General features: G+C 56.5%; 18 protein-coding genes. 12 read left to right on the top strand and 6 right to left on the bottom strand.

Translation table 11 applies throughout. The features are described from left to right. The first annotated feature begins 5 nt into the window (after nt 1-5). Both ACOTY5_RS10815 and rlmM read left to right on the top strand, forming a co-directional pair. Nucleotides 6-401 carry a DUF423 domain-containing protein gene (locus tag ACOTY5_RS10815; RefSeq protein ID WP_003862756.1) on the top strand — a complete coding sequence of 132 codons (396 nt, stop codon included), beginning with the start codon at nt 6-8 and terminating at the stop codon, nt 399-401. After that, on the top strand, nt 394-1,494 hold the full coding sequence (gene rlmM, locus ACOTY5_RS10810) for a 23S rRNA (cytidine(2498)-2'-O)-methyltransferase RlmM (RefSeq protein WP_003862754.1): 1,101 nt from the start codon (nt 394-396) through the stop codon (nt 1,492-1,494). The genes ACOTY5_RS10815 and rlmM overlap by 8 nt, the downstream gene beginning before the upstream one ends. Before the next feature lie 57 nt (nt 1,495-1,551). Here the strand turns inward: rlmM and xni are convergent, their stop codons facing one another. From xni to queF, 5 genes are all read right to left on the bottom strand, one after another. Then, nucleotides 1,552-2,307 (bottom strand): flap endonuclease Xni, encoded by a 756-nt coding sequence (gene xni / locus ACOTY5_RS10805; protein ID WP_045141976.1) that lies wholly within the window; start codon nt 2,305-2,307, stop codon nt 1,552-1,554. Nucleotides 2,308-2,419: 112 nt separating this feature from the next. Further along, a complete protein-coding gene (locus tag ACOTY5_RS10800; protein ID WP_015571736.1) occupies nt 2,420-3,787 on the bottom strand; it encodes an L-serine ammonia-lyase in 1,368 nt (455 codons plus the stop codon). Nucleotides 3,788-3,849: 62 nt separating this feature from the next. Next, nucleotides 3,850-5,139, bottom strand: coding sequence for an HAAAP family serine/threonine permease (locus ACOTY5_RS10795; RefSeq protein ID WP_003862749.1), 1,290 nt, complete (start codon nt 5,137-5,139; stop codon nt 3,850-3,852). A 504-nt stretch (nt 5,140-5,643) separates the two neighbouring features. Next, nucleotides 5,644-7,008: a nucleotide 5'-monophosphate nucleosidase PpnN gene (gene ppnN / locus ACOTY5_RS10790; protein WP_003862748.1), complete on the bottom strand. Its 1,365-nt coding sequence runs from the start codon at nt 7,006-7,008 to the stop codon at nt 5,644-5,646. A gap of 116 nt (nt 7,009-7,124) precedes the next feature. Then, nucleotides 7,125-7,967 (bottom strand): NADPH-dependent 7-cyano-7-deazaguanine reductase QueF, encoded by an 843-nt coding sequence (gene queF / locus ACOTY5_RS10785; protein ID WP_015571734.1) that lies wholly within the window; start codon nt 7,965-7,967, stop codon nt 7,125-7,127. Nucleotides 7,968-8,036: 69 nt separating this feature from the next. Between queF and syd the strand changes: the two genes are divergently transcribed. The 8 genes from syd (at nt 8,037) to ACOTY5_RS10745 (ending at nt 16,371) form a co-directional block, all read left to right on the top strand. Continuing rightward, the gene (syd, locus tag ACOTY5_RS10780) at nt 8,037-8,582 is read left to right on the top strand and encodes a SecY-interacting protein (RefSeq protein ID WP_045141977.1); all 546 of its coding nucleotides are present in this window, start codon (nt 8,037-8,039) and stop codon (nt 8,580-8,582) included. A 632-nt stretch (nt 8,583-9,214) separates the two neighbouring features. Beyond that, complete coding sequence (locus ACOTY5_RS10775) at nt 9,215-9,544, top strand: YqcC family protein (RefSeq protein ID WP_017382834.1); 330 nt, start codon at nt 9,215-9,217, stop codon at nt 9,542-9,544. After that, nucleotides 9,541-10,326: a tRNA pseudouridine(65) synthase TruC gene (gene truC / locus ACOTY5_RS10770; RefSeq protein WP_045141978.1), complete on the top strand. Its 786-nt coding sequence runs from the start codon at nt 9,541-9,543 to the stop codon at nt 10,324-10,326. The genes ACOTY5_RS10775 and truC overlap by 4 nt, the downstream gene beginning before the upstream one ends. 15 nt (nt 10,327-10,341) lie before the next feature. Beyond that, the gene (locus ACOTY5_RS10765) at nt 10,342-10,791 is read left to right on the top strand and encodes a flavodoxin (RefSeq protein WP_023295346.1); all 450 of its coding nucleotides are present in this window, start codon (nt 10,342-10,344) and stop codon (nt 10,789-10,791) included. A 308-nt stretch (nt 10,792-11,099) separates the two neighbouring features. Beyond that, nucleotides 11,100-12,455 (top strand): galactarate/glucarate/glycerate transporter GudP, encoded by a 1,356-nt coding sequence (gudP, locus tag ACOTY5_RS10760; RefSeq protein ID WP_421631916.1) that lies wholly within the window; start codon nt 11,100-11,102, stop codon nt 12,453-12,455. After that, nucleotides 12,455-13,795, top strand: coding sequence for an enolase C-terminal domain-like protein (locus tag ACOTY5_RS10755; RefSeq protein WP_045142000.1), 1,341 nt, complete (start codon nt 12,455-12,457; stop codon nt 13,793-13,795). The genes gudP and ACOTY5_RS10755 overlap by 1 nt, the downstream gene beginning before the upstream one ends. Before the next feature lie 15 nt (nt 13,796-13,810). Further along, nucleotides 13,811-15,148 (top strand): glucarate dehydratase, encoded by a 1,338-nt coding sequence (gudD, locus tag ACOTY5_RS10750; RefSeq protein ID WP_421631915.1) that lies wholly within the window; start codon nt 13,811-13,813, stop codon nt 15,146-15,148. 77 nt (nt 15,149-15,225) lie between these two features. After that, complete coding sequence (locus ACOTY5_RS10745; protein ID WP_045141979.1) at nt 15,226-16,371, top strand: glycerate kinase; 1,146 nt, start codon at nt 15,226-15,228, stop codon at nt 16,369-16,371. 50 nt (nt 16,372-16,421) lie between these two features. Here the strand turns inward: ACOTY5_RS10745 and barA are convergent, their stop codons facing one another. Further along, nucleotides 16,422-19,181, bottom strand: a complete 2,760-nt coding sequence (gene barA, locus ACOTY5_RS10740) for a two-component sensor histidine kinase BarA (protein WP_003862726.1) — start codon at nt 19,179-19,181, stop codon at nt 16,422-16,424. A 57-nt stretch (nt 19,182-19,238) separates the two neighbouring features. On the opposite strand from barA, the gene rlmD reads away from it, so the two are divergent. Next, a complete protein-coding gene (gene rlmD, locus ACOTY5_RS10735; RefSeq protein ID WP_045141980.1) occupies nt 19,239-20,537 on the top strand; it encodes a 23S rRNA (uracil(1939)-C(5))-methyltransferase RlmD in 1,299 nt (432 codons plus the stop codon). 51 nt (nt 20,538-20,588) lie between these two features. Further along, nucleotides 20,589-22,820, top strand: coding sequence for a GTP diphosphokinase (relA, locus tag ACOTY5_RS10730; RefSeq protein WP_003862722.1), 2,232 nt, complete (start codon nt 20,589-20,591; stop codon nt 22,818-22,820). Nucleotides 22,821-22,845 lie beyond the last annotated feature (25 nt).

The raw sequence follows: 22,845 nt of genomic DNA, 5'->3' as shown, positions 1-22,845 counted from the left end.
TAAACATGACCAGCCGATTCATGCTGATTTTCGCCGCGGTGAGTGGCTTTATTTTTGTAGCTCTGGGCGCGTTTGGCGCGCATGTCTTAAGCAAATCTCTGGGCGTTGTGGAGATGGGCTGGATCCAGACCGGCCTTGAATATCAGGCGTTCCACACGCTGGCAATTTTTGGGCTGGCGGTGGCGATGCAGCGCCGCATCAGCATCTGGTTTTACTGGAGCAGCGTCTTTCTGGCGCTGGGTACCGTACTGTTCAGCGGCAGTCTTTACTGTCTGGCGCTGTCGCATTTACGCCTGTGGGCGTTTGTTACACCTGTCGGCGGCGTCAGCTTCCTGGCGGGTTGGGTGTTAATGTTTATCGGAGCTATCCGTCTGAAACGCAAGGGCGTTGTTCATGAATAAGGTTGTTTTATATTGTCGCCCGGGGTTTGAGAAAGAGTGCGCCGCGGAAATCACCGATAAAGCGGCGAAGCGTGAAGTCTTCGGATTCGCTCGCGTCAAAGAGAACGCGGGCTATGTGGTATTTGAATGCTATCAGCCTGATGATGCCGACAAGCTGGCGCGCGAACTGCCGTTCAGCTCATTGATTTTCGCCCGTCAGATGTTTGTCGCGGGCGAACTGCTGAAAGATCTTCCGCCGGAAGATCGCATCACGCCGATTGTTGGCCTGTTGCAGGGTGTGGTGGAGAAGGGCGGCGATTTGCGCGTGGAAGTGGCCGACACCAACGAAAGCAAAGAGCTGATGAAGTTCTGCCGTAAGTTCACCGTGCCGCTGCGCGCGGCGCTGCGTGATGCGGGTGTGCTGACAAACTACGAAACGCCAAAGCGCCCGGTCGTGCATATCTTCTTTATTGCGCCAGGATGTTGCTACGCCGGCTACTCGTATACCACCAATAATTCGCCGTTCTTTATGGGGATCCCGCGTCTGCGCTTCCCGGCAGATGCGCCGAGCCGTTCAACCCTGAAGCTGGAAGAGGCGTTTCACGTCTTTATCCCGGCGGACGAGTGGGACGAACGTCTGGCAAACGGCATGTATGCCGTCGACCTTGGCGCGTGCCCGGGCGGCTGGACCTATCAGCTGGTGAAACGCAATATGTGGGTTTCGTCTGTGGATAACGGCCCGATGGCGCAAAGCCTGATGGATACCGGGCAGGTCACCTGGCTGCGTGAGGACGGCTTCCGCTATCGCCCGAACCGCAACAACATCTCCTGGATGGTGTGCGACATGGTAGAAAAACCGGCGAAAGTCGCGGCGCTGATGGCCTCCTGGCTGGTGAACGGCTGGTGTCGTGAGACGATTTTCAACCTCAAGCTGCCGATGAAAAAGCGCTACGAAGAGGTGTCGCAGAACCTGGCCTATATTCAGCAGCAGCTGGACGAACACGGGATTAACGCGGAAATCCAGGCGCGTCAGCTTTATCACGACCGCGAAGAAGTGACGGTCCATATCCGTCGCTGGTGGGCGGCAGTGGGTGGGCGTCGCGACGAGCGATAACGTTTGTAACGCCCGGTGGCGCTGCGCTTACCGGGCCTACAAAATCGTGTAGTTGTTTTAACGTTCTAACCTTAACTGCTGTAAATTCCCGTCCAGCTGTAAATCCGTCTGTAGCGTCGCCACCTCCCGGCAGATAAACGCCATCTCTTTATGCGCCTCCAGCTTTTTGCGCCATTTTTCCGGCACTTCATCAAGCCTGGCGTAAATTCCTTCCAGACTCTGAAACTCCGTCAGCAGCTGTGCGGCGCTTTTGGGTCCAATACCGGCGACACCCGGCACTTTAGAGCTGCTGATCCCCGCCAGCCCCCAGTAATCCGGCAGTTGCTCAGGCGATACGCCAAACTCGCTGGCAATGAATGGCGCGTCCAGCCAGCGTTTTTGAAAGTAGTCCCGGATGCGGATCGTTGGAGAGAGCAGCTGGCAGTAGCCTTTGTCGGTTGAAACGATAGTCGCCTGATGCCCGGCGCTCGCGACTTTAACCCCCAGCGTTGCGGCTAAATCGTCAGCCTCATTACCGTGGGCGCCCCAGCACGGAACGCCGCGCTGCTCAAAGGCCGCGCGGATAGCGGGCATTTCTGCGTGCAGATCGTCCGGCATCGGCGCACGTCCGGCTTTGTAGTCCGGCAGGCGCTGGTGCCGCCAGCCGGTATTGCGTGCTTCATCGTCGAATACGGCAACAGCGTGGGTGGGTTCGCTATGGCGAATGAGCTGCTCCAGCGCGTGTAAACAGGTGTCCTTGCAGGGGGTGCCCTGTACTGCATGAATACGGCGAATCAGGTTAAGTGCATCGACGATAAGCAAATGAACGGCCACAGATAATCTCCCTTCTGTCTAATGGGTGAAGGGTAACACTGAGCGCAGCATGAAACTATGAATGGTGGGGAAAACAGGAAGAAGCCTCGCAAAACGAGGCTTCCTGAGAGGCTTAATCGCAGGTGACGATCTTCATCGCCAGGCCACCGCGGGAAGTTTCGCGGTATTTGGCGTTCATATCTTTACCGGTTTCGTACATGGTTTCGATAACCTTGTCGAGGCAGACGCGCGGTTCGCTGGTACGACGCAGCGCCATACGGGCCGCGTTCACCGCTTTCACAGAGGCGATGGCGTTACGCTCGATGCATGGCACCTGGACCTGTCCGCCGACCGGATCGCAGGTCAGCCCCAGGTTATGTTCCATGCCGATTTCCGCCGCAATACAAACCTGCGCAGGACTTGCGCCCAGTAATTCGGCCAGACCCGCCGCCGCCATAGAGCAGGCGACGCCCACTTCACCCTGACAGCCCACTTCCGCGCCGGAAATCGAGGCGTTCATCTTGTACAGTGAGCCAATCGCACTGGCGACCAGCATATACCGCGCGAGTGAGTTTGCATTCACTTCACGGATAAACTTGTCGTAATACGCCAGAACCGCCGGAACAATTCCGCACGCCCCGTTGGTTGGCGCGGTGACGACGCGGCCACCCGCGGCGTTCTCTTCGTTCACCGCCAGCGCGAACATGTTGATCCAGTCGACGACGGCCATCGGGTCGGTGGTGGTTTTGTCGGTGCTGACCAGCATGCGGCGCAGCGCAGCCGCACGGCGCGGAACACGCAGTTTACCCGGCAGCACGCCTTCGGTGGTGATCCCGCGCTCAATGCCGCTGCGCATCACTTCCCAGACGTTAGCGAAGTGCTGTTCCAGCTCCTCTTTGCTGTGCAGGGCCAGCTCGTTTTTCATCATCAGGCCGGAGAGAGAAAGGCCTGTCTCCTGGCAGTGACGCTGTAAGTCGGCCGCGTTTTTGTACGGGTACGGCACGTCAACGGCAGAATTAGTGCTTTGACCAAAATGGTCCTCGTCGACGATAAACCCGCCGCCGATGGAGTAATACGTCTGGCTGTAAACCGCTTTGTCACCGGCCAGCGCGGTAATGCGCATGCCATTTTCGTGCAGCGACAGGTTATCCGCATGGAAATTCATGCAGTGATCAACCGGGAATTCAACCTCATGCTCGCCGTTCGCCAGCAGCAAACGACCATGGGTGTTCACGTCCTGGATAAAGCCAGGTATTGCATCAATATCTACGGTATCCGGCAGATTACCCGCCAGCCCCATGATAATGGCAATATCGGTATGGTGGCCTTTACCGGTCAGGGAAAGGGAACCATATACATCGACAACCACGCGGGTGATGTCGTGCAAAATGCCGCGTGCAATCAAGTCATCCGTGAATTGTTTACCGGCTTTCATTGGTCCGACGGTGTGAGAGCTGGAAGGACCAATACCGATTTTGAAGATATCGAATACGCTAATCATGATGCGTCCATTGCTTCAGTCAGAGGGGAGAAGTGCGCCGTCCGCAGACGGCGCAGGAGGTATTAGCTGAACAGCGAGTAGAAAATAGCGGAGATGGCAATCAGGCCCATCACAACAACGAACACGTTGCTGATATGGCCGCTGTATTTACGCATCGCAGGCACTTTCTGAATCGCGTACATCGGCATCAGGAACAGGATCATCGCGATAATCGGGCCGCCCAGGGTTTCAATCATGCCCAGAATGCTTGGGTTCAGGGTGGCTACCGCCCAGGTGGTCACCAGCATGAACAGCGCAGTGATTTTGTTCAGACGGTTGATTTCAATGGTCTTGCCTTTACCACGCAGAGATTTAATCACCATGCCGTTGAAGCCTTCACGTGCGCCCAGGTAGTGGCCCAGGAAGGATTTGGTGATGGCGATAATTGCGATGATCGGCGCCATCCACGCAATCAGCGGTGCGTTAAAGTGGTTTGCCAGGTAAGACAGAATAGAGATGTTCTGCTCTTTCGCCGCCGCCAGATCCGCCGGGGAGAGGCTCAGCACGCAGCTGAACACGAAGAACATTACGGTCAGTACCATCATGATGTGCGCGCGAGCCAGGATGCTGGAGCACTTCTTCTCTGCGCCATTGCCGTACTCTTCACGCTTCGCTACTGCGAAGGAAGAGATGATTGGCGAGTGGTTGAAGGAGAACACCATCACCGGGATCGCCAGCCACAGGGTCAGCAGCAGACCGTTGCCGGTCGTGGATGCGCTGCTCAGAGACAGGGTTTCCAGCGCAGCGCCGTTCCACTGTGGGATCAGGTATAGAGCCAGCACCATCAGAGCCGCAACAAACGGGAACACCAGCACGCTCATCGCTTTCACAATCATCTGCTCGCCGAAGCGCACGATGGTCATCATACCGACGATCAGGATCAGGGACAGAATCGCACGTGGCGGCGGGGTCATCTGAAGCTGGTGCATCATAAAGCTTTCTACGGTGTTGGTGATAGCAACGCTGTACACCAGCAGAATCGGGTAAATCGCGAAGAAGTAGAGCAGGGTAATCAGCTTACCTGCGCCGACGCCGAAGTGTTCTTCAACGACTTCAGTGATATCTTCGCCCGGGTTTTTACCGGACAGCACGAAGCGGGTCAGGCCTCGGTGCGCAAAGAAGGTCATCGGGAAGGCAATGAGGGCCATGATGATCAGCGGGATCATACCGCCGACACCTGCGTTGATAGGAAGGAACAGTACACCAGCGCCGATTGCTGTGCCGTACAGGCCAAGCATCCACATGGTATCCGTTTTGCGCCAACCGCTTCGGGATTCAATCGAAGCAACGGTGCTGGTTTGAGTGGTTTCCATCTGTATCTCCTGGAGGAAGCAAATTGTCAGGTTTTTAGTCAAATCCGATGAAAAAGCGCCTGACGGTAATATGAAATTCGTTCAGTGACGGTTTTTTAATAATTTTTGCCCGTAACTATTGGCGGGCGGAAAGATACATTCTAGTTATGAATCTATCAGTGATCTCGATCCCAAATGCAATAATCCACTTGTGATGTGGGTATCTTTAGACCATTTATCTGTTAAAAAAACATCAAAGAGAATTTACGGGCGCGAAGGCTACCATTAACGACATGTTTTCGAAAAGGTCGACCCGCGAGATAGGTGTCTTTCGCTGTAAAGAAATGGGATTTTAGGATTTTCTGGCGGGTAATTTCGATTAAGGCTGATTATTTATGGTTTCAAAAACGAGGTAATCGTTTGCGCAGACGTCAGATTTGTTAATAACATTGAAGATCGCTATGAATTACAACACGAATAAAAAAGCCGGATGACGATCCGGCTTGAGAGGAGAGGAATGTCGCTTTACTTGATGATTTCGTAACACGGAATATAGGCAGAGCCTGGAAGCTTCATGCGGTGCTGAGCGACAAAGCCCTGCAACATATCATCCATGCGGCGCATCATCTCCGGATCACCGTGGATCTTATACGGGCCAAACTCTTCAATTGCGCGTATCCCCACCTCTTTCACGTTCCCCGCCACGATGCCAGAGAAGGCGCGACGCAGGTCGGCAGCCAGCACTTCCACCGGCTGATCCGGATAGAGTTTGAGGTTCGCCATGTTCTCATGCGACGGCTCGAAGGGGATCTGAAGATCCGGTGCGATACGGATGGACCAGTTAAAGCTGTAGGCATCACCGGTATCACGACGATTCTCTTTCACCAGCGGCATTGCTTTTTTCATCTGACGGGCCACTTCTGCGGCATCGTCAATAATAATGCGGTAGTGACGGCGCGCGTCTTCGCCCAGCGTATGCACGATAAACTCGTCCAGCACGCGGAAGTAGTCGGCGCTCTCTTTCGGGCCGGTCAGGATCAGCGGCAGAACCTGATCTTTGTTGGCCGGGTTCATCAAGATCCCGAGCAGATAAAGCAGCTCTTCCGCCGTACCTACGCCGCCCGGGAAGATAATAATGCCGTGCGCGATACGGACAAACGCCTCAAGACGTTTTTCGATATCCGGCATAATAATCAGTTCGTTAACCAGCGGGTTAGGCGGCTCAGCGGCGATGATCGACGGCTCGGTCATGCCGATAAAACGGCCTTCTTTATAGCGTTGCTGCGCGTGACCTACTGCCGCGCCTTTCATTGGTGCTTCCATCGCGCCAGGACCGCAACCGGTACAGATATTCAGTTCGCGCAGGCCGAGCTGCGTCCCCACGCGGCGGGCATACAGGTATTCGGTTTCGTTAATAGAGTGACCACCCCAGCAGACGACCATGTTCGGCGCTTCGCCCACGTGCAGGGCGCGGGCGTTACGCAGAATAGAGAAGACCAGGTTAGTGATATGAACGGAACTTTCCAGGTCAAGATGCTGGAAACGTCCGGCGTTGCTGATCTGTCCGTTAACAAACAGAATGTCGCGCAGCACGGCAAACAGGTTGGCCTGAAGTGAGCGAATAATACGCCCGTCGACAAAAGCGTCTTCCGGCGGGTTGATCACTTCCAGCTTCACCCCGCGCTCGCGGCGCAGCACGTTGATATCAAAACTTTCGAAGCGGGACAGCAGCTCTTTACTGTTGTCGGTCAGGCTTCCGGAGTTCAGTACGGCAAGTGAACAGTTACGAAACAGTTGATAAAGGTCGCTACTGGCGGTGCGTTTAAGCATGTCCACTTCCAGCTGCGACAACATATCCATAGAGCCAAGCGGGCTAATATGTGTAATCAAGTGAGCTCCTTATGGGACGATTATCGTCTTTCCCTGTTGATTACAATAGCCCTGGCTTATGACGTTTCACAACACTTCGGGCGGAATACCGCCCGCATATTGTGAAAATATTTATCTTACTGGCGCACCAGCCGTCCGGTGGCAGGCACAAAATCGGTATTGGTGCGCCACGGATTGATATCCAGGCCGCCGCGACGGGTGTAGCGGGCGTAAACGCTCAGCTTTTCGGGCTGGCAGAAACGCTGGATGTCGTTGAAGATGCGCTCCACGCACTGCTCGTGGAATTCGTTGTGATGACGGAATGACACCAGGTAACGCAGCAGCTTTTCACGGTCAATCTGCGGGCCGCGGTACTGGATCTGTACCGAGCCCCAGTCCGGCTGATGGGTGATAAGGCAGTTGGATTTCAGCAGATGGCTGACCAGCGTCTCGTTGACCACTTTTCCGCCCGCCGCATTTTCCAGGTAGTCGGTGCTAAATTCATAGCTTTCCACCTCAATGTCCTGATCGTCGATGCAGGTGCCGTGGAAATGGGCGACAGGCTGTCCTTCCAGCTCATGCAGACGGTATAACGAGACGGTTACGTTCCCCTGCGCGCACGCGCTTAAATCACGTTCAAGCGTCTGTTGCACCTCGTCCCAGCTGTTGAATTTGGTCTGGTTAAAGCTGTTGAGATAGAGCTTAAAGCTCTTGGATTCGACCAGGTTTACGCTGGCGTAATCCAGCTCGACGTGGCCCACGGCCACCTGCGGCAGACCGCGCGCATTCAGCCAGGAGAGTTCGTACAGCGTCCAGATGTCGCCGCCGACAAACGGCAGCGCGTCAGCGTGCAGCCCGAGCGGATCGCGGTTCAGACTGCGCGGCACGCCCTGCAACAGGCTTGCATCGTAGGTGTCGCGGTAATCGGTCGATTTACCCAGCGTTAAGCCCGTTAACGCCTGATGATTTTCGTAAGACATGTTTCATAGCCACTTTACAGGTACACTTATGGGCTGAGTTTATCCTGTCTTACAAGAAGAGAGAAATCGGTGGATATCGAAACTGCAAATGCCCTGACGTCCTTCACGACCCGCTATTGCGATGCCTGGCATGAAAAGCGGGGGACGTGGCCGCAAAGTACTGACTTATATGGCGTGCCGTCACCGTGCATTATCGCTTCGCAGGATGATTACGTTATCTGGCAACCGAAACCGTTCACGGGCGAGCAGAATGTAAATGCGGTTGAACGCGCGATGGACCTTGTGATACAACCTGCGCTTCATGCATTTTATACCACGCAGTTTGCCGGGGATATGACTGCATGTTTTGCAGGACAGCCGTTGACGCTGCTGCAAACCTGGAGCGAAGACGATCTGCAACGCGTTCAGGAAAACCTCATTGGTCACCTGGTCACGCAAAAACGCCTTAAGCTCTCTCCGACTCTTTTTATTGCGACGCTCGACAGTGAACTGGACGTCATTTCTGTCTGCAACCTGTCTGGCGAGGTCATCAAAGAGACGCTCGGCACCCGCAATCGCGACGTTCTCGCGCCTTCACTTGCGGATTTTCTTACTCAAATTGAGCCGCTTCTGTAATCCATGATGCTACTGGGCGTGTGAGAGATCTCTTACACGCTCTGTGAGACATCGCCGAAACAATTAGCGTTGCCTTAGGAATTTCAGATTAATATTAACTTTTCTTTCAACAGGTTAGTGGTTTTCTGAAAGGAAATCCCCCGTTTCGCCTGGCTTACATTGCTTACAAGGTGGGTTGTAAGACGAAGCAGAATAGCGGATTCTATCTGTGTCGACAGGATGCTGACACGAGAAACGAACATCAGGATGATGGCGTTTCTTACCAGGGACACGTCAGGATGACGCCGCAGGAAGGCTTCAGGATGAAGCAAAGTGGATCACGCAGGATGCGTAAGGGACACCTCCAGGAAGGAGAACGAGAGCCGGTCAGGATGGTCGGTGGGTCAGGATGGCCAGGACGTTTCAGGATGAAACCTACACATCAGGACGATGTGAGCAGGAAGCAAAAGGTAAAGGGATGACCAGGCCTTCGGGCATCAGGAAAAGTTGTCACGGATGAGCAGGGAGCACGTATTGTAGCTGGAATGCTGCGAAACGAACCGGGAGCACTGTTTTTACAGTGCTCCCTTTTTTTATTTCTGTCTTCCGCAATGCTATGCTTCGCGCCATTCCGTTTTTCAGTTGAGGTATATATGTCGCATCATGACAACGTTCGTGCGCAGTTGCACGCCATCGAAGCCCTTATGCGCCAGCATCAGCTGTGGCAGGATAACGCGCCGCAGCCAGACGCGTTCGCCAGCACCCAACCGTTTTGTCTGGATACGCTGGCCCCGTTCGAGTGGCTCCAGTGGGTCTTAATTCCGCGTATGCACGCGCTGCTGGAAGGTGGTCACGCGTTGCCCGCGTCTTTTGCCGTCTCTCCCTATTACGAAATGGCGCTGGAAGCGACCCACCCAGCGCGTGCCATGATGCTGGTGGAGCTGGAAAAGCTCGATGCGCTTTTCGCCGGTGACGATGCATGACGCTTGAGATCCTTTATCAGGATGAGTGGTTAGTGGCGGTGAATAAACCGTCCGGCTGGCTGGTGCACCGTAGCTGGCTCGATCGCGATGAGAAAGTCGTGGTCATGCAAACCGTGCGCGATCAGATCGGTCAGCACGTCTTTACTGCTCATCGTCTGGATCGGCCAACCTCTGGCGTTCTGCTGATGGGGCTTTCCAGTGAGGCGGGTCGACTGCTTTCGCAGCAGTTTGAGCAGCACCAGATGCAAAAGCGCTACCACGCCATCGTGCGTGGCTGGCTGACGGATTCCGCCACGCTTGATTATCCGCTGGTGGAGGAACTGGATAAAATCGCCGATAAATTTGCCCGCGAAGATAAAGGCCCGCAGCCTGCGGTGACCGACTATCGCGGTATGGCGACCACAGAACTGCCGGTGGCGACCAGCAAATTTCCGACCACGCGATACAGTCTGGTTGAGCTTTTGCCCAAAACCGGGCGCAAGCACCAGCTTCGCCGCCATCTTGCACATCTGCGCCACCCAATTATCGGCGACAGCAAGCACGGCGATCTGCGCCAGAACCGCAGCGCGGCCGAGCACTTTGGCTGTAACCGGCTGATGCTGCACGCCAGCGAGCTACGCCTGACGCACCCGTTTACCGGCGAACCGCTGACTATTCGCGCGGGGCTGGACGAGGTCTGGATGCAGGCGCTGTCACAGTTTGGCTGGCTGGGACAACTCCCCGAAAATGAAAGGGTTGAGTTTGCCGCAGTCAACGTTCAGGATGAACAGCAAGCGCAATAATTACGGGAGCAAAGCATGGCTGAAGTAGGCATTTTTGTCGGCACGATGTACGGCAACTCGCTGCTGGTGGCGGAGGAAGCGGAAGCAATCCTTGTAAACCAGGGCCATAAAGCAACGGTCTATGAAGATCCGGAGCTGGCGGACTGGGAAAAGTATAAAGATAAATACATCCTGGTGGTGACCTCCACCACCGGGCAGGGCGATCTGCCGGACAGCATCGTCCCGCTTTTCCAGGGCATTAAAGACCAGCTCGGCTATCAGCCAGATGTTCACTATGGCATCATCGCCCTCGGCGATAGCTCTTATGCTAATTTCTGCGGCGGCGGTAAACAGTTCGACGCGCTGTTGCAGGAACAGAGCGCTCAGCGCGTCGGAGAGATGTTGCTGATTGATGCGGGTGAACACCCTGAGCCAGAAAGCGAGTCAAATCCCTGGGTTGAACACTGGGCAACGCTCCTGAACTAACCCTGTACTATACAAACGCCAGGCCGGGTCAGGCGTAGCCGCCACCCGGCATTACACCCCGCCCCAAACGCCATTTCCGTGAACCACCTTCCACTCCTCTGGGCTTATGCCCTAAACAACCTCCCTCACGCCCTTCAATACTGTGTTTTTGCACGGTGAGGTGAAGAGGCACTCCTTCATATACTTTTCCCGTCACTATAAAACGGCTTCTGGCCGTACCAAAACCAAACACAAATCTCTCATTCTGATTACCCTACAGGTGCTGTACAGAATGAACCAGGCGAAAGCTATGTTTCAGGAGTGCAACAATGAGTACATTAAGCCACGCGGCGAGCAGCGCTGAGAAGCGCACCAACGCCCGCTACTGGATAGTGGTGATGCTGTTTATCGTCACCTCTTTCAACTACGGCGACCGTGCCACGTTATCCATTGCCGGCTCTGAGATGGCAAAGGACATCGGGCTTGATCCGGTAGGTATGGGTTATGTTTTCTCCGCATTTTCATGGGCCTACGTAATCGGCCAAATCCCTGGCGGCTGGCTGCTGGACCGCTTTGGTTCAAAACGGGTCTATTTCTGGTCCATTTTCATCTGGTCGATGTTTACCCTGTTACAGGGCTTCGTGGATATCTTCAGCGGCTTCGGCATTATCATTGCGCTCTTTACCCTCCGCTTCCTGGTGGGCTTAGCGGAAGCGCCATCGTTCCCTGGCAACAGCCGTATTGTGGCCGCCTGGTTCCCGGCGCAGGAGAGGGGAACGGCGGTAGCCATCTTTAACTCGGCGCAATACTTTGCGACGGTTATTTTCGCGCCAATCATGGGCTGGCTGACGCACGAAGTGGGCTGGTCGCACGTATTCTTCTTCATGGGCGGGCTGGGGATCGTCATCAGCTTCATCTGGCTGAAAGTGATCCACGAACCAAACCAGCATCCGGGCGTGAACAAGAAAGAGCTGGACTACATTGCTGAAGGTGGGGCGCTGATCAACATGGATCAGAAAACCCAGAAAGTTAAAGTTCCGTTCAGCCAGAAATGGGGGCAGATCAAACAGCTCGTCGGCTCACGAATGATGATCGGTATCTATCTCGGCCAGTACTGCATTAACGCCTTAACCTACTTCTTTATCACCTGGTTCCCGGTTTACCTGGTGCAGGCGCGCGGGATGTCGATTCTGAAGGCGGGGTTTGTCGCCTCCGTCCCGGCCATCTGTGGCTTCGTGGGCGGGGTGCTTGGCGGGGTCATCTCCGACTGGCTGATGCGTCGTACCGGTTCGCTGAATATTGCGCGTAAAACGCCAATCGTACTCGGCATGCTGCTCTCCATGACCATGGTGTTCTGTAACTACGTCAGCGCGGAGTGGATGATTATCGGCTTTATGGCGATGGCCTTCTTCGGTAAAGGCATTGGCGCACTGGGCTGGGCGGTGATGGCAGATACCGCGCCGAAAGAGATCAGCGGCCTGAGCGGCGGTCTGTTCAACATGTTTGGCAACATTTCCGGCATTGTCACCCCAATCGCTATCGGTTACATCGTGGGCACCACTGGCTCCTTCAACGGCGCGCTGATTTATGTAGGCGTCCATGCGCTGGTGGCGGTGCTCAGTTATCTGGTGCTGGTGGGTGACATCAAACGAATCGAACTGAAACCTGTTGGGGAGCGCGGATGATGACAACGCAATCAAGCCCGATCGTGACGGAGATGAAGGTCATTCCGGTGGCGGGGCAGGACAGCATGCTGCTCAACATTGGTGGCGCGCATAACGCCTGGTTCACCCGCAACATTGTGGTGCTGACCGACAGCGCAGGGAATACCGGCGTCGGGGAAGCGCCTGGCGGAGAGGTGATTTACCAGACGCTGGTCGACGCCATCCCGCAGGTGGTTGGGCAGGAGGTCGCCCGCCTGAACAAGGTGGTTCAGCGGGTGCATAAGGGTAACCAGTCGGCGGATTTTGATACCTTCGGCAAAGGCGCCTGGACGTTTGAACTGCGCGTTAACGCGGTGGCGGCGCTAGAGGCGGCCCTCCTCGATTTACTGGGCAAGGCGCTGAACGTGCCGGTCTGCGAACTGCTGGGGCCAGGCAAACAGCGTAATGCGGTAACGGTGCTGGGCTATCTTTTCTACGTTGGCGACCGGACGAAAACCGATCTGCCGTATCTGGAACGCTCGCCGGGCAGCCACGAGTGGTATCACCTGCGTCATCAGGAGGCGCTCTCTGGCGAGGCGGTGGTACGCCTTGCAGAGGCGGCGCAGGATCGCTACGGCTTCAAAGACTTCAAGCTGAAAGGCGGCGTTCTGCCCGGCGAGCAGGAGATTGACAGCGTGCGCGCGTTGAAAAAAGGCTTCCCGGAGGCACGCATCACCGTCGATCCGAACGGCGCCTGGCTACTGGATGAAGCTATCGCGCTGTGCAAAGGGCTGGGCGACGTGCTGACCTACGCGGAAGATCCGTGCGGCGCCGAGCAGGGATTTTCTGGCCGCGAGGTGATGGCCGAATTCCGCCGCGCTACCGGGCTGCCGGTTGCGACCAACATGATCGCCACCAACTGGCGTGAAATGGGTCATGCGGTGATGCTGAATGCGGTGGACATACCGCTGGCGGACCCGCACTTCTGGACCCTTTCCGGCGCGGTGCGCGTGGCGCAGCTGTGCGATGACTGGGGGCTCACCTGGGGCTGCCACTCCAATAACCATTTCGACATTTCGCTGGCGATGTTTACCCACGTTGGCGCGGCGGCGCCGGGCAACCCGACCGCCATCGATACGCACTGGATCTGGCAGGAAGGCGAAGCGCGCCTGACCAAAAATCCACTTGAAATCAAAAACGGCACCATTGCCGTACCGGATGCGCCGGGGCTGGGCGTGGAGCTTGACTGGGATCAGATCCACAAGGCGCATGAAGCGTATAAAAAACTGCCGGGCGGCGCGCGCAACGACGCAGGCCCGATGCAGTACCTTATCCCCGGCTGGACATTTGACCGTAAGCGCCCTGTATTTGGACGTCACTGATAAAAGGATCGAACGATGAGCACATTTTCTACCCCTGTAGTCACCTCCATGCAGATCATTCCTGTCGCGGGACATGACAGCATGCTGATGAACCTGAGCGGCGCCCATGCGCCGTTCTTCACCCGTAATATTGTGGTGATCAAGGACAACTCAGGGCATACCGGTGTCGGTGAAATCCCGGGCGGGGAGAAGATCCGTAAAACGCTGGAGGACGCCATTCCGCTGGTGGTGGGTAAAACGCTGGGCGAGTACAAAAATGTGCTGACTCGCGTGCGTACGACCTTTGCCGATCGTGATGCGGGTGGCCGTGGTCTGCAAACGTTTGATCTGCGCACCACTATCCATGTGGTCACGGGCATTGAAGCCGCGATGCTGGATCTGCTGGGCCAGCATCTTGGCGTCAATGTCGCCTCCCTGCTGGGCGACGGCCAACAGCGCAGCGAAGTGGAAATGCTCGGCTACCTGTTCTTTATCGGCAACCGCAAACTCACCCCGCTGCCGTACCAGAGCCAGCCGGACGAAAAATGCGACTGGTATCGTGTGCGTCACGATGAAGCGATGACCCCGGACGCGGTAGTGCGCCTGGCGGAAGCCGCGTATGAAAAATATGGCTTTAATGACTTCAAGCTGAAAGGCGGTGTACTGGCGGGTGAAGAAGAAGCAGAGGCGATCGCCACGCTGGCGAAGCGCTTCCCGCAGGCGCGCGTCACGCTGGATCCGAACGGTGCCTGGTCGCTTGATGAGGCGATAAAAATCGGTAAGCAGCTTAAAGGCGTGCTGGCCTATGCGGAAGATCCGTGCGGTGCAGAGCAGGGGTTCTCCGGACGTGAAGTGATGGCGGAGTTCCGTCGCGCCACCGGGCTGCCAACCGCCACCAACATGATCGCGACCGACTGGCGTCAGATGGGGCACACGCTCTCGCTGCAATCGGTGGACATTCCGCTGGCAGACCCGCACTTCTGGACGATGCAGGGCTCGGTTCGCGTGGCGCAGATGTGCCATGAGTTCGGCCTGACCTGGGGCTCGCACTCCAACAACCACTTCGACATCTCGCTGGCGATGTTCACCCACGTGGCGGCTGCCGCGCCGGGCAACATTACCGCCATCGACACCCACTGGATCTGGCAGGAGGGCAACCAGCGCCTGACCAAACAGCCGTTTGAAATCAAAGGCGGTATGGTACAGGTTCCTGCTACGCCGGGTCTGGGCGTAGAGCTGGATATGGACCAGGTCATGAAAGCACATGAGCTGTACCAGAAACACGGCCTGGGTGCGCGTGATGACGCGCTGGCGATGCAATACCTGATCCCAGAGTGGACATTCGACAATAAACGTCCGTGCATGGTACGATAAGCACATTGGGACCGCTCCCATGAGTGGTCCCTTACGTGGTGTATGCTTAACGTAACTAACATGCGTAAGGATGGCTTATGAAAATTGTTATCGCTCCGGACTCGTATAAGGAAAGCTTGAGCGCGCTGGAGGTGGCGACAGCGATAGAGGTCGGTTTTCGCGACATTTTCCCGTCAGCGGACTATGTCAAATTACCGGTTGCCGATGGTGGCGAAGGGACGGTGGAAGCGATGGTGGCAGCCACGCATGGGCGTCTTGTCCATGTTCCCATTACCGGGCCTTTGGGTGAACGCGTGGAAGGGTTTTTCGGGTTATCCGGAGACGGGAAAAGCGCCTTTATCGAGATGGCGGCAGCGAGCGGTCTGGAGCTTGTTGCTCCGGCAAAGCGTAACCCGTTAATCACCACCTCCTGGGGAACCGGGGAACTGATCCGTCATGCGCTGGATGCGGGCGTTAAGCATATCATTATTGGCATTGGAGGCAGCGCGACCAATGACGGTGGCGCAGGCATGGTGCAGGCGCTGGGCGTAAAACTGCTGGATGCGAAAGCGCAGCCCGTAGGGCCGGGCGGTGGCGAACTGGCAAGCCTTGCGCATATCGATCTTAGCGGGCTGGATAAGCGGCTGGCAGACTGTCGAATTGAAGTGGCCTGCGATGTGACCAACCCCCTGATCGGCGAAGCTGGCGCTTCTGCGGTATTTGGTCCGCAGAAAGGGGCGACGCCGGAGATGGTCAGGACGCTGGACAACGCGCTGGCGCATTACGCAAAAATTATCGCCCGGGATCTGGATATTGACGTCTTAAACCTGGCGGGCGGCGGTGCGGCTGGCGGAATGGGGGCGGCGCTGTATGCATTTTGCGGCGCACAGCTCCGTCAGGGGATTGAGATTGTCACCGATGCCCTGCATCTTGATGAACAGGTCGCGGACGCCGATCTGGTGATCACGGGCGAAGGGCGTATCGACAGCCAGACGATCCACGGCAAAGTGCCCGTTGGCGTGGCGAGAGTTGCGAAACGCTATAACAAGCCGGTTATCGGCATTGCCGGCAGCCTGACGGCGGATGTTGGCGTGGTGCATGAGCACGGACTGGATGCCGTATTCAGCGTGATTTACACCATCTGCTCGCTGGAGGATGCGCTGGAAAATGCGCAACAGAATGTACAGATGGCCGCAAGGAATATTGCAGCGGTGATAAAGATGGGGCGGGGGATGTCGCGTTAACGTTCGTGCTCCTGTAAGCCCGGTAAGCGAAGCGCCACCGGGCTTTTGTCTTAGCTCCCCAACACCTTCATTGCTTCCCGCGTCACGTTGTCCATCTCGTCCAGCAGCTCCAGGAACTCCGGTTCGAGATCGGATTCTGGCGTACCCGCGCGGAGCTGCTGTTCAAGCAGCTGGCAGAGATTTTTCAACCGCGGTACGCCGCTGTAGCCGCAGCTGCCGTGCAGTTTATGAATGGCTTCCAGCAGTCCTTCGGGGTTTTCACCCACCAGCTGTTCTTCAACCTTGTTACGGATCTCAGGCAGGAAGTCCACCAGCATTTGCAGCATATCGCGGGCCAGATCCGGTTTGCCCGCCGCCTGGCGCAGCGCCAGTTGCCAGTCAAACGTGGCATTCTGGTTAACGCTGATCTCCGGCGATTCAGCTGTAATGGTGTATGTCCCGCCAATGTGCCCCGGCTTGTAGCGCAGCAGCAGGCTGTGCAGCTTCTCTTCGTCGATCGGTTTCGCCAGATAATCGTTCATGCCCGCACCCAGCAGTTTCTCCTTTTGCCCCGCCATCGCGTGCGCCGTCACGGCAATCACCGGCGTCTGCTGCTGGTGCGGAAGCTGGCGAATCAACTCGCAGGCGCGGATGCCATCCATGCCCGGCATCTGAATATCCATCAGGATCAGGTCGAACTGCATCTGTTTGGCTTGTTCCACGGCTTCGGCGCCGCTGGTACACAGCTCAACATGCTGAACCTGATCCTCAAGCAGCACGCCAATCAGCTTCAGGTTCGCCGGGTTGTCGTCCACGGCCATCACCGTCATCGGCAGCTTATGTTCGTCGTTTTCCAGCGGCAGGGACTGATGCGTCAGACGGCAATATTCGGTCAGCGCAGGTAACAGCCGTGTGGCGGTGAGGGGTTTCAGCAGACACGCCGCCGCTCCGTCGTTTTTCAGCTCTTCGGCGTTGATTTGGGCGTGGCACGGCAGCGCCAGCAGCAGGTAGTCCGTCATTGAGGCCGCCTTCGCCAGGCGTTCCTGCTGCATGGTCAGTTCTCCGGTAAACGTCACCGGAATCCCCAACAACAGGATATCGTAATGATCGTTCGCCAGCGCGGAGAAGGTCGGGCTGTAGATGACCTCCAGCGGCGTGCTGCTTAATACATCAAGCGTACACTGCGCCGCCGCGGCGTTCGGTTCCACATAGGCCAGACGCATCCCCTTCAGGCACCCGGTGACCGGGCCGTCGGTCTGCACGTTCGGGTTAAGATCAAGGTTGATATGGAACCAGAAGGTTGAGCCCCGGTTAGGCTGGCTGTGGAAGGAAATATCGCCTCCCATCTCTTTCACCAGCTTTTGGGTGATCACCAGCCCCAGGCCCGTTCCGCCGTGACGACGGGAAATGCTCGCATCGGCCTGGCGGAAAGCCTGGAACAGACGCGTCTGATCGCGCTCCGGAATACCAATTCCGGTATCCCGGATCTGCACTTCAATCTGGACTTTGTTATTACTGAGCGCCCTTTTTTCGACCAGAATATCGATGTTGCCGCTCTCGGTGAACTTAATCGCGTTGCCCACCAGATTGGTAATGACCTGTTGCAGGCGCAGCGGGTCGCCAATGACGTTATCCGGCACATCATTTTTAATATTGAGCGTCAGTTCCAGACCCTTATCATGCGATGAGTGGGCAAGAAGCGTGACCACGTCATCCAGCGTGCTGCGCAGCGGGAAGGGAATACTCTCCAGAATCAGCTTGCCCGCTTCCAGCTTCGAGAAGTCCAGTACGTCGTTAATAATGGTCAGCAGGTTGTTGGCTGAGCGTTCAATGGTATGCAGATGGTCACGCTGGGTCGGGTTCAACTCGCTTTTGAGCGTCAGACGGGTGAAGCCAATCACCCCGTTCAGCGGCGTGCGCAGCTCGTGCGACATGTTCGCCAGGAACTCAGACTTAATTCGTGCCGCCTCCTGCGCACGTTTTTTCGCCAGATCCAGCTCCACGTTCTGGATCTCCATCTGCTCCAGCGTTTCGCGCAGGTCAGAGGTGGCCTGGTCAACGTTGTGCTGCATCTCTTCGTGATAAGCCGCCAGCGACATCGCCATTGAGTTGATGCCATTTTTCAGCATATCCAGCTCGCCGAGCATAAAGCCTTCCACGCGGCTGTCGAGCTGACCCCGGCGGATCCGGTCAACGGTATTCACCATGTTGCGGATAGGCCCCGTGACGTCGCGCATAAGTCGCCAGCCGAAGATCAGCGCGATGCCGATACAGAACAGCATCATCACGCCGGAGATGAATATTTCTTTGTACTGCTGGAGCCGTACCGACTTAAGATCCAGCTCCAGCGCCACATATCCCAGCATATTATTGCTGGACTTCGCATCGGACTGGGCGGATTCATCGGGTGAATAGCTTTCGGAGATAATCGGCGTGCGCAGGATCATGATATCGCCGCGCCGCAACACCGTAAGATGACGCGGGAAGGGGGTACCATCCGGGATTTTCAGCGACGTGGGATCCAGATGGAAATTCGAGGTGACGAACAGACGGTTATGCTCATCGTAAACGGAAATGGCGCGCACGATCTCTGAATGACGGCGGTGCAGCACGCTGATTAACTGACCAATGGATTCACGGTTTTGCAGGTTCATACCGTACTCGCTGGAGACGGCCAGCGGTTCGATAATGCTGGCCCCGGCATCTTCAAGCTGTCTCTGCAAATCGTTATAGCGATGCACCACAAAGAAAATGCTCAGCAGCAAACCGATGAGAACGGTAGGAGCGAGGATCAAAATCATCATGCGCGCGCGCAGGCTGTAGTTGGTCATGGAGTTCCGTTATGGGACAATCAGGCTAATTATGTTTATTTGAGAACAATCTCGGCGATGGCGCAATTCTACTCTGCAAAACGACGCGTGACGACGCGTCAGATCATAACTGTTGAAGCCACGGACCTCGATCCTTTTGGACAGGGGGTGGCGCGTCACAAGGGTAAGACACTGTTTATCACAGGTTTGCTGCCAGGAGAACGCGCAGATATTACGCTGACGGAAGAAAAACGTCAGTATGCGCGCGGTCAGGTCAAGCGCCGTCTTAATGATAGCCCGGAGCGCGTGATGCCTCGCTGCCCCCATTTTGGCGTCTGCGGTGGCTGCCAGCAACAGCATGCCAGCACAGAATTACAGCAAAAAAGTAAAAGCAGCGCGCTGGCCCGCCTGGTCGGACACGACGTGAATGACATCATTGCCGATCGGCCCTGGGGCTACCGTCGCCGCGCTCGCCTGAGCCTCAGCTACCAGTCCAAAACCGAGCGGCTGGAGATGGGTTTTCGCAAAGCCGGCTCCAGCGATATCGTCTCTGTCACGCAGTGCCCTGTTTTGGCGCCCCATCTTGAGGCGTTGCTCCCGGACGTGCACCACTGTCTTGCATCGCTGGATGGCGTGCGTTCGCTGGGCCATGTCGAACTGGTGCTGGCCAACAGTGGCCCGCTGATGGTACTGCGCCACACCGCGCCGCTGTCAAAGGCAGATCGCGAAAAACTGGAACGCTTTTCGCATTCTCATGAGCTTGCGCTTTTCCTCGCGCCGCAAAGCGAGATACTTGAGCAGGTCAGCGGAGAAGCGCCCTGGTATGCGTCAGACGGGCTACGCTTAACGTTCAGCCCGCGGGATTTTATCCAGGTCAACGACGGCGTGAACCAGCAGATGGTAGCGAACGCGCTGGCGTGGCTGGACGTACAGCCCACCGATCGGGTGCTCGATCTGTTCTGCGGTATGGGGAACTTTACCCTGCCGCTGGCCCGCAAAGCAGCAAGCGTGGTCGGGGTGGAAGGCGTTGAGGCGCTGGTGGTGAAAGGCCAGGAAAACGCCCAACAGAACGGCTTGCAAAATGTGACATTCTTTCATCAAAATCTTGAGGATGATGTTACTCAGCAACCGTGGGCTAAGCAGGGCTTTGATAAGATCCTGCTCGACCCGGCGCGCGCAGGTGCGCCGGGCGTGATGCAGCATATAATTAAACTCGCGCCTGAACGCGTGGTCTATGTTTCCTGTAACCCGGCGACGCTTGCCCGTGACAGCGAAGCATTATTGAGCGGGGGTTACCAGATTCGACGTCTGGCAATGCTGGACATGTTCCCGCACACTGGTCATCTGGAATCGATGGTGTTGTTCGAGCACATCTAATGAGTTTGGCTTGTCGACTTCGACAGGCCCTTGTCCCTAAAGGAGAGGACGATGGTTGCGGTAAGAAGTGCACATTTAAATAAAGCTGGTGAGTTTGACCCTCAAAAATGGATCGCAAGTCTGGGGATTTCCAGCCAGCAGTCGTGTGAACGCTTAACCGAAACCTGGGCCTATTGTTTACGCACAACGCAGGGGCATCCGGACGCTGAACTGCTGTTGTGGCGCGGCGTGGAGATGGTTGAAATTCTCTCCATGCTGAACATGGATATCGAAACGCTACAGGCCGCACTGCTGTTCCCCCTGGCGGACGCCGACGTGGTGACGGAAGACGTCCTGCGTGAAAGCGTCGGCCAGTCCGTCGTGGCGCTTATCCACGGCGTGCGTGACATGGCAGCCATTCGTCAGCTTAAAGCCGCGCAAACGGACTCTGTCTCTTCCGAGCAGGTGGATAACGTCCGTCGCATGCTGCTGGCGATGGTAGATGATTTCCGCTGCGTGGTGATCAAGCTGGCCGAACGGGTTGCCCATCTGCGTGAAGTGAAGGATGCGCCGGAAGACGAGCGCGTCCTGGCCGCTAAAGAGTGTACGAATATCTATGCGCCGCTGGCGAACCGTCTCGGTATCGGGCAACTGAAGTGGGAGCTGGAAGATTACTGCTTCCGCTACCTGCATCCGGCGGAATACAAACGCATTGCAAAATTGCTGCACGAACGCCGCATTGACCGCGAGCACTATATCGAGGAATTTGTCAGCGGGCTGCGCCAGTCGATGAAAGAGGAGAATGTGCGCGCCGAGGTCTACGGGCGTCCGAAGCACATCTACAGCATCTGGCGCAAAATGCAGAAGAAACATCTCGCCTTTGACGAGCTGTTTGACGTGCGCGCCGTACGTATCGTGGCGGAGCGTCTCCAGGACTGCTATGCCGCGCTGGGGATAGTGCATACTCACTTCCGCCATCTGCCGGATGAGTTCGATGACTACGTCGCCAACCCCAAACCAAACGGCTATCAGTCTATTCATACCGTGGTGCTCGGCCCTGGCGGCAAAACGGTGGAAATTCAGATCCGTACCAAACAGATGCACGAAGACGCCGAGCTGGGCGTGGCGGCGCACTGGAAATACAAAGAGGGTACCTCCGGCGGCGGTCGCTCCGGTCACGAGGACCGTATCGCCTGGCTGCGTAAGCTGATTGCGTGGCAGGAAGAGATGGCCGACTCCGGCGAAATGCTCGACGAAGTGCGCAGTCAGGTCTTCGACGATCGCGTCTACGTCTTTACCCCGAAAGGGGATGTTGTTGATTTGCCGGCAGGCTCCACGCCGCTCGATTTCGCCTACCACATCCACAGCGATGTGGGACACCGTTGCATCGGGGCGAAGATCGGCGGACGTATCGTACCGTTTACCTACCAGCTCCAGATGGGCGATCAGATTGAAATCATCACCCAGAAGCAGCCAAACCCAAGCCGCGACTGGCTGAATCCGAACCTCGGTTACGTTACCACCAGCCGTGGGCGCTCTAAAATTCACGCCTGGTTCCGCAAGCAGGATCGTGACAAGAACATCCTTGCCGGTCGTCAGATCCTGGACGACGAGCTGGAACATATCGGGATAAGCCTGAAAGAGGCGGAGAAATTCCTGCTGCCGCGCTACAACTTCAACGAGCTCGACGAACTGTTAGCGGCGATTGGTGGCGGCGATATCCGCCTGAACCAGATGGTGAACTTCCTGCAAGCGCAGTTCAACAAGCCAAGCGCAGCGGAGCAGGATGCGGCGGCGCTGAAACAGCTCCAGCAGAAAACCTACGCTCCGCAGCAGCGCAGTAAGGACAATGGCCGCGTGGTGGTTGAAGGGGTGGGTAACCTCATGCACCATATTGCCCGCTGCTGCCAGCCGATCCCGGGAGACGATATTGTCGGCTTTATCACCCAGGGGCGCGGGATCTCGATTCACCGCTCCGACTGCGATCAGCTTGCAGAGCTGCAATCGCATGCGCCGGAACGTATCGTGGAAGCCGTCTGGGGGGAGAGCTACTCGGCGGGTTACTCGCTGGTGGTGCGCGTCACTGCCAACGACCGCAGCGGCCTGCTGCGCGACATCACCACCATTCTCGCCAACGAGAAGGTCAACGTGCTGGGCGTTGCCAGCCGCAGCGATACCCGCGAGCAGCTTGCTACCATCGATATGACTATCGAAATCTATAACCTTCAGGTGCTGGGCCGCGTACTCGGCAAACTGAACCAGGTGCCGGATGTGATTGACGCGCGTCGTCTGCACGGCGGCTAAACATCCTCTTCTGTAGGCCGGGTAA

It is taken from the genome of Enterobacter cloacae complex sp. SHL018 (genome assembly GCF_049237905.1).
Lineage (GTDB): Bacteria > Pseudomonadota > Gammaproteobacteria > Enterobacterales > Enterobacteriaceae > Enterobacter > Enterobacter hormaechei_C.
Note: the sequence above shows the minus strand (reverse complement) of the source record. Positions and strands in the feature narration are given on the sequence as shown.